Source organism: Romboutsia sp. MSSM.1001216sp_RTP31141st1_G3_RTP31141_220114, assembly GCF_039031195.1.
Classification (GTDB): domain Bacteria; phylum Bacillota; class Clostridia; order Peptostreptococcales; family Peptostreptococcaceae; genus Romboutsia_C; species Romboutsia_C hominis.
The window spans coordinates 122,144-135,223 of sequence record NZ_JBCIUO010000001.1; the positions used below are offsets into that span (position 1 = coordinate 122,144).

Sequence of the window (13,080 nt, forward strand, 5' to 3'; positions counted from 1 at the left end):
ATGAATATTTGGTCCATGGAACAATTAAGCAAATATTAAAAATATATTAAAAAAGGAGCGAATCTCGATTTGAGATACCTCCTTTTTTAATTATATTTTAATGAAGATTTTTTATTATCCAAATTTAATCTATTTCTAAAATAAGGTAATTGGGATAAATGGCTCAAGAGATAATTTGCAGAAAGTCCTATAAATATACCTGTAATAATACCTATTGTAGACAATACTGGAAGATATAGAAATACTCCAAAATTATTTAAAATAAGAGATGCTGCAAGTAATTGGCCTACATTATGAAATACAGCAGCACAAGAACTAACACCTATTACAGAAACATGTTTACCACCTAATTTTTTAGTAATTATAGTGGCAATAAAACTAAATATACCACCAGTAGCACTGTACAACAGTGTAGACATATTACCACCAAAGATTGCAGCTAAAAATACTCTTAATATAAGTATAATAAAAGAATCTTTATAATTATCTAATGTATAGATTGATATTATTATAATCAAGTTTGCAAGTCCAAGTTTAGCACCAGGAGTTACAAATGGAATTGGCATCATTCGTTCAATCAAGGATAGTATTAACGCCATTGACACGAGCAATGACATATAAATCATTTTAGAAGTTTTGTTTAATTTCATAATTAGTGTGATAGTATCATATCATCAGATGAACTATCTTTTTCAGCTCCTTTAATTTCAATTATTAATTCATTTGGTAGGCAAATAATATTTTCACCTACATTAGATATTTCACCTTGCTTTATGCAAAGCTCATCTTTGCAATTTGCTTTTATAATTTTTATTTTATTATCTTTTACTAATACATCATTAGTACCATGTTTAGATTTTATAGTAAAGGTTTTCTCATCTTTAAAAGAAGATAAAGGTATATTATCATAAAATTTACCATTAACTTTTATACTAACATAAGTTGAATTAAAATTTTTAGAAAGGGATTTTGAGAAAATTATACTCGGTACAAAAGATAAAATAAGTAATGATACAATAATAATAATATCAAGCTTTTTTAAACTTTTCATAAATGATTTCTCCTTTAGGTTATTCAAAAATATTAAATCTTCATATAATTGAATTTTAAAGGATATAAAATATAAATGGCAATCTAAAAAATATATTTTATAAAAAAATATTAATATGTTTACTAAATTAGAGTGTATAATCCCATTATAAATGGAATGTTCTTCAACTGAAGAAAAAATTTAAAACTCAAAGAGCAAAAAAACTACAAATTAAGTAAAAAGAAAAACTATTAATATATATAATTATTTTTATAACTAAATAATTGTTTAAATATTGACTTTACAATCAAATAATGATAAATCTATATATAAAAGAATGTACTTATGTATCATAAAAATAAAAAAGGGTAAGTATTTTAATTATTGTGTATACAGAATATAGTTATAATTAGAGATTATAGGGATAGCAAATATTATTATATAAGGGGAAATTAAATATGGGCAGAAAAATGATTGTTAGTATAATAATAATAATTTTAACTATCATTTTAGTGGGATGTCAAAAAGAAGAACAAGGTGAACAAATAGGAAGAACGGAAATATTTATGGGGACACCAATAACAATTACCTTGCATAGCGGGGGTAGCAAAGAAATATTAGATAAAGCATTTGGTAAAGTTTCAGAAATAGAAAACCTAGTGAGTATAAACAAAGAAGGTACAGAATTATATAAACTTAATAAAAATGCAGGTAAATCTTCAGTAAAACTAAGTGATACTAGTTATAAAATTATAAAAAAAGCAATAGAATATTCAAAGCTATCTGATGGTGGATATGATATTTCTATAGGTCCATTAGTTAAACTTTGGAGTATAGGCCTTGAAGGTGCAAAGGTCCCGACAAAAGAAGAAATTGATGAAGTTATAAAACTTATTGATTATTCAAAAGTAAAGATAAACGATAAAACCAAAGAAGTATTTCTAAGTGATGAAGGTATGATGCTAGATTTAGGAAGTATAGCAAAAGGATATACTGCAGATGAACTTGCAAATTTGTTAAGAGAAGAGGGTGTTAAAGAAGCTATAATAGATCTAGGTGGAAATATATATGCTCTAGGAAGTAAAGAAGGGAATAAAGAATGGAAAATAGGTATCCAAAATCCATTTGACGATAGAGGAAGTGTAGTAGGATCTATAGAAGTAGCTAATAAATCTATAGTAACAACAGGTGTTTATGAAAGATTTATAGAAGAAAATGATATAAAGTATCATCACATACTAAACCCCAAAACTGGATATCCTTATAAAACTGAAATAGCAGGTGTATCAATAATAGCTGATTATTCAGTAGATGCAGATGCTTTATCTACATTAGTTTTTACAAAAGGACTAGAAGAAGGATTTGATTTTGTAGAAAGTCTAGAAAATATAGATGCAATATTTATAACTAATGATAAAGAAGTATATATAACAGAGGGAATTAAAGAAACATTTAATATAATGGATAATGATTTTAAACTTTGTAATTAGATATTGGTGGTAGCGTAATATACATATAAGTAGTTTAAATTATTTTTATTAAATTGTGTATTTAAAGAGTATGTCAAAAGTTTTAAATAATTTATACATATCTAAACTAACTTTAAACCATCATCTTTTGAAGCTTGAAAAGTATTTATTATAAAATTTTGTGAAAATTTTTAATACTGCCTATTTTTTTTAGTTTGTTTACAATAAATTGCATAGGGTATAAAAAATTATACAAATCAACTTTAGGGGAGGTCTTTTTATGAATTACCAACTACAGCAAGTTCAAGTAATAAAAGCACTTGAGGAAAGAGGATTAGACAATATATTTACTATTTCAAGGGAAACTTCTAAAAGTGTACTTTTCCAAGCTAAGCAAACTTTAAAGAATGGTGATTGTATTATATCTTTAAGTTTAAATGGTGGTAACTTAGCTCCTATATATTATTGTATAGGTAGATTAGATAATCTACATAAGAAGAATGACTTATTAAATCTTATTAATGCTTTTAATGAAGAAAATTTAGTACTTAATTTCTTTTTACATGAGGATAATACAATAATGGCTAGAATCACTTACATATCAAATGAAAAAAACTTTAATGCCTATGATTATGTATCTTTAATTGAAGTAGGATTTAAGTCTATAGAGGATAATTATTATGATAAAATAATGGATGCTTCAAAATAATAATATTATTAAAAGACTAATATAAAGCTTAAAATTACATATTTTAATAATTTAATAGTTTTTATAAATTATGTAGCTATAAAAATAGTAAAATATAACTCATATATTATATTGTTATTAGCAATGTAGTATATGAGTTATATTTTTGAAATTTATACCAAAAAAGTATAATATTTTGAAGTTAATATAATGAATTTTATAAGTATAAAATCAATCGCTAGAAATCATAGAGATAGAATTATAAAAAATAATTTTGAGTTAGGAAAATTGTAACTTTGAAAAATAGGCTTTATTTATACAATAAAGTGCTATAATTATTTTGCGTACTTATCTATAAATTTAAAAATTCTAAAAAAATACTCATTACCAGTATCATCATATCCACCAATATGATTATTACCATCTATAATCCAAAGCTCTTTTTTGTTATGAGGAATAGATTTATATATTTCTTCACTATTATCAGAAGCACACACCTTATCACCTTTCTCATGAATAAGCATTATAGGAACAGTTGAATTTTCAACAGCTTTATAAGGCATAACATCATCAAAATTAAATCCAGAATGAAGCTTAGTATAAATATCACCCCAAAAACTAATATAGCTAGTAGGAATAAGAGGAATATTTTCTGCCTCGATACCTAATCTAACAGCATCTTCCATTTTAGAATATGGGGAATCTAATATATAAAAATCAACATTTTTATTCTTTTCATTTAAAGCAACGTGCATAGTGGAAGTAGCAGCTCCCATAGAAAATCCATGAACACCTATTTTTCCATCAGGGTATATTTTCTTAATATATTTAACAGCACTATCTAAATCATATCTTTCATAAAGTCCAAAACTATAATCATCACCACCACTTTTTCCTGTGTGTCTTTGATTGTATACTAATACGTTATATCCATTATCTAAATAGTTAAAAGAGTATCTTAGCATATCATAATAAGAACGACCAATACCATGAACCATTACTATAGTGTTATTAGTTTTCTTATTAGACTTTATAAGTAAAGATTCTATTTTATAATTGTTTTTAGTTTTAATCATTAAATTTTCATGTTTGTAGTTTTTTAACTTATCTAAAGGTTTATCAGGTTTTTGAGAGAATACTTCAACTATATTTTCACTTTTATTAACTTCAGATGAACCAACAGATCCGTAATACACTAGTTTTCCTAAGTAGTAGGAACCACCTAGTAGAGATAACACCATTATAATGGCTATAAATAACACTTTCTTCTTAGATGTCTTTTTCATTATGTCTCCTTTTTAATCTAGTTTTAGCACTAGATACTAATATCTATTATAACTTAAATTATTATATAGTAATATCTATATATTTTCAATATGATAAATATTAAATTTAATTTATTTAAAGATATATATTTGTATAATCTGTAGTATTAAGTTCATAATACCAATAAAAAGAAAAAAGGAGATTTAAAATTGATAGATATAAATACACTTTATCTAGAATCAAAAAAATCTATAAAGTCATACAGAGAATATAGAGAAATAAGTAAGATACTAAATGATAAAATATTTGATTATCTAGAAACTACCCAAAAAGGGTTAAATGATATTAATATAATGGGATTACTTAAAAATAATAGAGTATATTTAGATAAGAATATAGAATTTGACTACTGTCATGACTTTATATTATATGAAAAAACTCTAAATAATAAAAGCGGAGTGGACTTATTTCTAGAAAGTCATAAATTAGAAGACAAATCAGAAATAGAGCTTATAGAATCAATGAAAAACTCAAAAACTTCTCTTTACAAAGTAATAGATATAGATAAAAAAGACTTTAAAATTAAAATAGAAGATATAAATACAAAAGAAATAATAAATATAATAGATATATCTCTTTCAAGAACTTTAGATAAAGACCATTTGGTATTTACAAGAATAATAAGCATAGGTGATGTAAATTTTACATCAGGAATGGTTATGTTATTTAATCTTAATCATATAGATTTTTTAGAAAGAGTAGCAAAAAAGGAAATGAAAAAACTAAATATAGAAAATGAAAATGTTAAAAGATTTATAACATTTTTTTATTTATCTAGACAACATGGCTACAATATGACACTAACACCTACAACGTAATATTATAAAATTGATATATAAAAAGGGCATGGATACTCTGCTATTATATCTTAAAAAAATTAATACTATATTAAAACATATTCTAAAAATTAAAGCATTTGTCAATTTATGTTAAAAGAATAATTTATATGTTATAATTTAGGTAAAGATATTTATAAAAGGGGGCTTTTAGTGAGGGTGAGAAATGTCTTTAATAATTCCATAGAACAAAAAAGAATAAGTATGGTAATAATACTTTTAATATCAATGATAATATTTAGCTTATACATAATGAGGTTAAATTTGCTTGTAAACGAGGGAGTATCATTTGAGCTTACCAGGTCTTATTTTATAAGATTTTTCAATGCCGTTTTGTCAATACTAGGTATTTTAAGTTGTATTATATCTTATAATAGTAACAAAAAAAAGGAATTGTTTATAGTTGCATTAATGTACACTATATTTTTTATAGATATATTTGTATCAAACCAAATATATATTAAAAGTGATAAAACATATACATATTTTGCAATAGGAACATCTTTTATAAGGCTTATAGTTATGAGCATAGCAGCTAGTAACCTAGAAAAATTAAAAAATATAATTGATGAAAATAAAATAAAGGCTACATCAATAATTGTATTGATAACGTTTTTATTTATATACTTAGAGTATAAATATAATTTATATAATAATTTTCTAGATATTAATTTTATAAAAAATTATAACATATCATTATTTATAATATATTTAATTATATCAGGGATATTTTTCATAAAAAGTATAGTTAAAAAAGATTATATATATGGGGTAATAGGTTTTAGTGCCATAATGTTTTCTATAAAATCTATATATGATTATAGTAGTTTGATAAAACATAATGAAGAAATTAGCTTAACTGCAACATCGGTAATATATATGGGTTTTATTATATTTATAATAGGTCTATTTATAGAACTTAGTCAAAATATAAAGATGAATAGAAAATTAGATGAACAAAGGGACTTATTTTTTAAAATAGTAGAAGAAAATGAGTACAGTAGTATTGTTATATGTGATGAAGAATACAATATAAAATATGCTAATAAAAGAGCTAGAAATAATAACCTAAAAGCATTTAATATTAAAGAATCAAAAGGAGATAATGATAAACATAACTTAAAGTTTATACATTCAAGCAAATCAGTCCTTGATAAAGTTGAAAAAAAACTTAGAAAAGATGAAAATTATAGTGAAAGTATATACATACAAGAAAATGATATGATAGTAGATGTTTCTATACAGGAATTTGAAAAAAATAACACCATATACAAGTTGGTAAGATTAAAGGATGTATCTGAAAAGTACAAAATGGAAAAAGCATTACTAGAGTATGAAAATATAAGACAACAAGAACAAATTAAAACAGAATTTTTTGCTAATATAAGTCACGAACTAAAGACACCATTAAATATAATATACTCGACTATGCAATTATTAACGGCTAGTACACAAAAAAGTGATTTTAAAAATATATACTTAAGGTATAAAGGTTGCTTAGATATAAATTGTAAAAGAATGCTTAGGCTAATAGATAATATAGTAGATGTTACTAAGTTTGAAGTAGGATATAAGGTTCCTCAGTATGGAAACTATGATATAGTGGGAATTGTTGAGGGGATAACTACATCTGTTATAAACTATGCTAGTATTAAAAATATAGAAGTTATATTTGATACAGATGTAGAGGAACTTGATATAAAATTAGACCCAGACATGATGGAAAGAGTTATGTTAAATCTGCTATCAAATGCTATAAAATTTAGTAATAAAGGTGGTACTATCCTAGTAGATATATCAACTAATAAAAAATGGGTTAAAATAAAAGTAAAGGACGAAGGTATCGGTATACCTTCTCATATTAAATCAAGGGTATTTGATAGATTTGTTCAATGTGATAAATCTTTGAGAAGAGAAAATGAAGGTAGTGGCATAGGATTGAGTATAGTAAAATCTATAATTGAGCTGATGGATGGCAAAATTTACTTAAAAAGCGAGGAAAATATAGGTTCAGAATTTACTATTTTGCTACCTAATAAAGTATTAAAAGAATACAATAAAAATAAAGTTATACATAAAGATTATGATATAGATATACAAAGAATACAATTAGAATTTTCAGATATATATGAGTTATATAATGAAAGTTCTTATATACTATAAAGCTTTTTAATTATAATAATATATTTACAATTTAGCATAAATATTATTAATAATATTTAAAACAAAGGAACTAGATAGATGAAAAAGATAGTATTTAGATGGATAGTATTTTTAACAGTACCATCAATAGTTCTAGTAACTTATGTACTATCAACTAGGGTTGGAGTAAAATCTTATGAAATCGAATTTTTAATAATGCTAGGGCTTTTTTTAGGTATAATTATAGGTGGAGTTTATGAAGGGATTAGAATAATAAAATTAAAAAAATAAACTAAGAAGCTATATATAAAATCTAATGTTTATATATAGTTTTTTAGTATGGTAAATAATAAGATATATTATTAAATATAATCTAAAAAACAAAAATTTACAATTTATATGATATAATCACATATCATAGTATTGAAGGGGGATTTTAATGAAAAATTTTAATGTTTTTGAGGATATAAGAGAAGAAAATAAAAATAATATGATAATTATATTTCTAATATCTATTATAGTATTTGGGGTTTATATAATAAGATTAGGATCACTTATAGATGGACAATCAAATTTTGAATTCACAAGATCAGAGTTTATAAGGTTTTTCAATGCGATTTTAGCTGCATTAGGAGTTTTAAGTTGTTTACTATCATATAGTAGCAATAAGAAAAAAGAGTTATTTTTAATATCACTAATGTATATAGTTTTTTTATTAGATATATGTATTTCTAATCAATTAAACTATGAAAGTAATAATGTTGAGGTATATCTTGCAATAGGGACAACGTTTATAAGAGTTGTAATCGCACTTATATCTATTAGTAACATGGAAAATCTTAAAGGCTTTATTATAGAAAATAAAGTTAAAGCATTTATAATAGTGGTAATTAGCACTTTTATGGTTACGTATATAGAGTATAACTACAAAATTTCAGAAAGTATAATGAATATGGAATTTTTCATAGCATATAATATACTACTATTTTTTATATATTTATTTATAGCTGTTATTTTTTATATAAAAAGTATATCAGAAAAAGAATATATATATGGAGTAATAGCATCTAGTATACTCATGTTTGCAACAAAGTCTATATATTCTATAGCAAGTTATATATATACGAATGATGAAATTAGATTAACATCAGTTTCAATAACTTATATAGGTTTTATAATGTTTATATTAGGATTATTTATAGAACTTAGCGAAAATGTAAAGAAAAACAAAAAACTAGAAGAGCAAAAAGGTCTATTTTTTAGTATAGTAGAAGAAAGTAAACATAATAATATAATAATCTGTGATGAAAAATATAACATTAAATATTTAAATAAAAAGGCTATATCAAGTAGGAAGGAAGAGTATTCAGATTATTTATGCCGTGATAGAGAATATAAACTTAATATTGACAAGATATTTAAGGGAAAAATACTTTTTGATGAAATAGAAGAATGTTTACAAAAATATGATCATTATAACAAAGAAATATACATAGAAGGTGAAGATATATTCATAGATATATCTATACAATTATTTAAAAAAAATGATAAGAGATATAAAGTTGTAATTATTAAGGATGTATCTGAAAAGTATAAAATGCAAACAGCTTTATTAGAATATAAAAATATGAAAAAAGAAGAAAGAATGAAAAATGAATTTTTTGCTAATATAAGTCATGAACTTAAAACTCCTTTAAATATAATATATTCAACTATGCAACTATTAAATTATAGCTTAGATAAAAATAACTTTAAGGAAATATACTTAAAATATAAAAATAGCTTAGATATAAATTGCAAAAGAATGCTTAGATTAATAGATAATATAGTGGATATAACTAAATTAGAAGTAGGGTTTAAAGTTCCAGACTTTAGTAACTATGATATAGTAAGACTTGTCGAGGGGATAAGTACATCTGTTGTAAATTATGCTAAGGTAAAAGAAATTGATGTAATATTTGATACAGATGTAGAAGAGCTTAACATAAAATGTGATCCAGATATGATAGAAAGAGTCATGTTAAATTTATTATCAAATGCTATAAAATTTAGTGATAATGGTGGAACTATTTTAGTAGATATGTCAACTACAAACAAGTGGGTAAGTATCAAGGTAAAGGATGAGGGAATCGGTATACCTATTGAGATTCAAGATAAGATATTTGATAGATTTGTCCAGGGTGATAAGTCATTAAGAAGAGAAAATGAAGGTAGTGGAATAGGGTTAAGTATAACAAAATCTATTGTTGAGTTAATGGGTGGTAATATAAACTTAAAAAGTGATGGGGTAAGAGGAACAGAGTTTACTATTTTATTACCTAATGAAGTTTTAGAAGAGGAAAATAGCAAAAAAATAGTAAGTAATGTTTACAAAGTAGATATACAAAAGATACAGCTAGAGTTTTCAGATATATATGAACTTTATGATGTAGTATAAATATATTTAGTGAACTAATATCAAATTAAAATTAATATAATAAAGAGTATAATTAAGTATCTAAAAGCTGACTACTAAACTTAATAGGAGTCAGCTTTTTAATTAGCAAAATACCCTAGTTTAATATTATACAGAAAAGACCTCATATAAATACCTTTTACGTGTTTTCGATATAGGGTCTTTTTTGTACTTATTTTAATTATTTAACTAAGATTATAAGATTTAATTTTATGAAAAACTTTTAATGATTGTACAAATATGAAAAAACCAATAACTATTCCAAGAGATATTCCTAAAATTATCATAAAAGTTTCCATTCCCTTTTGTCTAAATACATTCATATTCATACTTATTGCTGCTAACATTGTATAATAAAAGCTACTACCTGGAAGTAATGGAACAACTGAAGGAATTAAACAAATATTAGCTGGTGTTTTTAACACACGTGCCATAATCTCAGAATATATACATACCAATATAGCAGATAAAAAATTTGCTAGAAATAAACTATTGCTCATATTCAAAACGAATAAATACATTATCCATGAAATAAATGCACCAAATGAGATTGGTATTAACTTTGACTTATCTACATTAAAGTAAATAGCAAAGCCAACTGTACCAGAGACAGCCGTTATAATTTGTATTAAATTACTATCCATAATTAAAATCCTCCAAGACTATATATGAAAAATACCAAATACTACAAGAGATAAGCCAAATCCTAATGCAACGGATAACGCAATTAAGACAGACTCAATTATTCTATAAAGACCGGATATAATATCTCTATAAAATATATCTTTAACACCATTTACTAGCGCTAATGTAGGAATAAATAACATTATATTTCCTATCATAATTTTATCTACATTTTGTCCTAGTCCAAATTTAACTAAAATTATTCCGAAACATCCTGTTATAAAACTTAAAATCATTGTATATATCAAATTATTAGAACCATTCAAATTACAATATTTTTCCATAAAGAAAACAATCCCACCTATTACTCCTGCTAATATACCATCTAAAAAGCTTCCTCCAAAAAATATAGCAAAGGATAGAGAAGATAAAATATATCCAACACAGCTATAATAGCCGGAATTGACTGAGGAAACAGCCTTTTTAGTCATATACTCAATATCTTTTATATTTGGGGCATTTTTACAAATATATCTTGATAATTCATTTAAAGACTCTAATTTTCCTAAGTTATTTGATACTTTTTCTATTCTTACTGATTGAGTAGAATGATAGCCTTCTTTAGTCTTTATAGTTGCAATTATTAAGGTTGTTAAAGCATGAATTTCTACATTATCTATACTATAAGTCTTACAAATACGTCTAATGCTATCTTCAACTCTCCATATTTCAGCACCAGCACTTAACATTGATTTTCCAATTTCAAGGGCAACACTTAATAAATATTCACTTTCTCTCTGATTCATAATATATATCTCCATCAAATATATGTCTTAATTTTAGTACTTTAGTTTAATAATATCTAAATACATACTTATACTACTCAAATGGTTGATTTATGTAACTTCATCAAAAAATTTATAAAATACAATTCATCATTAAAAAACTCATGATGAAGCCATATGTATATGAAAATATATAAATTCATAAAAATTAGATTTATAATTTAAATTCGAAATTCCAGTCTTGGAATTTAATTTTTCCTTAGTAATAAAAAAATTTATTTTACCCATATCATACCTTCTTTTTTTATTAGATTTAAATCTGATAAGAAAAAACTTACTATGATCTCAATTATTTGTTAATGAAGTTACTTAAGCTTATGAGCTATATAAATAGTAACTATATTTACAATATATATTGTAAAATTTTGTATTTTTATGTAAGAATTTCACGACATATAGTATAACACAAAGTAGATTAAAAATATATTCTCTTATATATAAGTAATTTGAAAATAGAATTGATAATATTTAATGTGTAATCTATACTTAAAAGGTAACTAGTTAAATACTCAGATGATAATGAAATGATGCAAAAAAAGCATATATCTAGGCAATGTTTTTTTATTGATTTAAATAATATATCAATAGGTGAGATATTAATTAAAAGGGGAAAATTAATTATGCATGAAAAGTTTAAAATATTAAGCAATGATGTAAAAATACCTTTAGTTGGTTTTGGCACATACAAGTCAGGAAATGATGAAGAAACGGCTAGATTAGTAATAAAGGCTTTAAATGCAGGATATCGGATGATAGATACTGCCTATTTTTATGGAAATGAAGTTGGCATAGGTAAAGGGATAAAAGATAGTGAAATAAATAGAGAAGAAATATTTTTAGTAACTAAGCTTTGGAATGATGACCATGGATATGAAAAAACTATTGAAGCTTTCAATAAATCACTAAATAATTTGCAAGTAGATTATATAGATTTATATTTAATTCATTGGCCAAATAAATTAAATAATGAAACATGGAAAGCATTTGAATACTTATACGAAACAGGAAAAGTAAAAGCTATAGGTGTATGCAATTTTAAAGTAAATCACTTAGAAGATCTAAAGAAAAGCGCAAAAATAATGCCAATGATAAATCAAGTAGAAATTCATCCTTTTAGTACTAAAAATGAAATTTTAAATTACTGTAAAGACAATAATATTCAAGTTATTGCATGGAGCCCTATAAGTAGGGGGAGGGTATTTTCTAGTGATTTAATGGTAAACTTATCAGAAAAATATAAAAAAACAATAGCTCAAATAGTATTGAGATGGCATATACAAAGAGGAATTATACCTATACCAAAATCGTCAAATGAAGATAGAATAAAAGAAAATATAGACATATTTAACTTTGAAATTTCAAATGAAGATATAGAAGCTATTAATTCATTAAATGAGGGCGATTATGTATCTGTATCAAAGCCTCCGATTAATACTATATATAATGAAGCAAAGTAGTTAAAAACATATCACTATAAGTGATGCGGTTTTTAACTTATAAATAAATGTATTATGTGTAATATGTCAAAAAAGAAAGTACTAATTATGAGTTTTATAAAAGATTTAGTTTTAATATTATTATGGATATGAAAATATTTATATAGTATTAAAATATAAATATAATTTAGAATAATTATGCTATACTTATTATTAACAGATTATTAAA

Annotated in this window: 12 protein-coding genes; 7 read left to right on the forward strand and 5 right to left on the reverse strand. The window is 24.0% G+C overall.

The window, feature by feature from the left end; all coding sequences use genetic code 11:
* Nucleotides 1–86: 86 nt before the first annotated feature.
* On the reverse strand, nt 87–617 hold the full coding sequence (locus ABCP60_RS00625; RefSeq protein ID WP_242977266.1) for a Gx transporter family protein: 531 nt from the start codon (nt 615–617) through the stop codon (nt 87–89).
* A 35-nt stretch (nt 618–652) separates the two neighbouring features.
* On the reverse strand, nt 653–1,051 hold the full coding sequence (locus tag ABCP60_RS00630; protein WP_166504936.1) for a NusG domain II-containing protein: 399 nt from the start codon (nt 1,049–1,051) through the stop codon (nt 653–655).
* A gap of 437 nt (nt 1,052–1,488) precedes the next feature.
* Here ABCP60_RS00630 and ABCP60_RS00635 point away from each other — a divergent pair, with 437 nt between their 5' ends.
* Together ABCP60_RS00635 and ABCP60_RS00640 are read left to right on the forward strand one after the other, a co-directional pair.
* Nucleotides 1,489–2,520 carry an FAD:protein FMN transferase gene (locus tag ABCP60_RS00635; protein WP_092927116.1) on the forward strand — a complete coding sequence of 344 codons (1,032 nt, stop codon included), beginning with the start codon at nt 1,489–1,491 and terminating at the stop codon, nt 2,518–2,520.
* A gap of 259 nt (nt 2,521–2,779) precedes the next feature.
* Entirely contained in the window at nt 2,780–3,208 is a 429-nt protein-coding gene (locus tag ABCP60_RS00640) for a hypothetical protein (RefSeq protein WP_092927114.1), read from the forward strand.
* Between the two features lie 314 nt (nt 3,209–3,522).
* On the opposite strand, the gene ABCP60_RS00645 is transcribed toward ABCP60_RS00640, so the two are convergent.
* A complete protein-coding gene (locus ABCP60_RS00645; protein ID WP_343101030.1) occupies nt 3,523–4,473 on the reverse strand; it encodes an alpha/beta hydrolase in 951 nt (316 codons plus the stop codon).
* A gap of 189 nt (nt 4,474–4,662) precedes the next feature.
* On the opposite strand from ABCP60_RS00645, the gene ABCP60_RS00650 reads away from it, so the two are divergent.
* From ABCP60_RS00650 to ABCP60_RS00665, 4 genes are all read left to right on the forward strand, one after another.
* Nucleotides 4,663–5,331: a hypothetical protein gene (locus ABCP60_RS00650; RefSeq protein ID WP_166504939.1), complete on the forward strand. Its 669-nt coding sequence runs from the start codon at nt 4,663–4,665 to the stop codon at nt 5,329–5,331.
* 171 nt (nt 5,332–5,502) lie between these two features.
* Nucleotides 5,503–7,512: a HAMP domain-containing sensor histidine kinase gene (locus ABCP60_RS00655; RefSeq protein ID WP_195928306.1), complete on the forward strand. Its 2,010-nt coding sequence runs from the start codon at nt 5,503–5,505 to the stop codon at nt 7,510–7,512.
* A gap of 78 nt (nt 7,513–7,590) precedes the next feature.
* Nucleotides 7,591–7,782, forward strand: coding sequence for a hypothetical protein (locus ABCP60_RS00660; RefSeq protein ID WP_092927106.1), 192 nt, complete (start codon nt 7,591–7,593; stop codon nt 7,780–7,782).
* A 148-nt stretch (nt 7,783–7,930) separates the two neighbouring features.
* The gene (locus ABCP60_RS00665) at nt 7,931–9,928 is read left to right on the forward strand and encodes an MFS domain-containing histidine kinase (RefSeq protein ID WP_343101031.1); all 1,998 of its coding nucleotides are present in this window, start codon (nt 7,931–7,933) and stop codon (nt 9,926–9,928) included.
* Nucleotides 9,929–10,131: 203 nt separating this feature from the next.
* Here the strand turns inward: ABCP60_RS00665 and ABCP60_RS00670 are convergent, their stop codons facing one another.
* Both ABCP60_RS00670 and ABCP60_RS00675 read right to left on the reverse strand, forming a co-directional pair.
* Complete coding sequence (locus tag ABCP60_RS00670; RefSeq protein ID WP_092927102.1) at nt 10,132–10,590, reverse strand: threonine/serine exporter family protein; 459 nt, start codon at nt 10,588–10,590, stop codon at nt 10,132–10,134.
* A gap of 18 nt (nt 10,591–10,608) precedes the next feature.
* Nucleotides 10,609–11,376 (reverse strand): threonine/serine exporter family protein, encoded by a 768-nt coding sequence (locus ABCP60_RS00675; protein WP_343101032.1) that lies wholly within the window; start codon nt 11,374–11,376, stop codon nt 10,609–10,611.
* A 659-nt stretch (nt 11,377–12,035) separates the two neighbouring features.
* On the opposite strand from ABCP60_RS00675, the gene ABCP60_RS00680 reads away from it, so the two are divergent.
* The gene (locus ABCP60_RS00680; protein WP_092927098.1) at nt 12,036–12,872 is read left to right on the forward strand and encodes an aldo/keto reductase; all 837 of its coding nucleotides are present in this window, start codon (nt 12,036–12,038) and stop codon (nt 12,870–12,872) included.
* Nucleotides 12,873–13,080 lie beyond the last annotated feature (208 nt).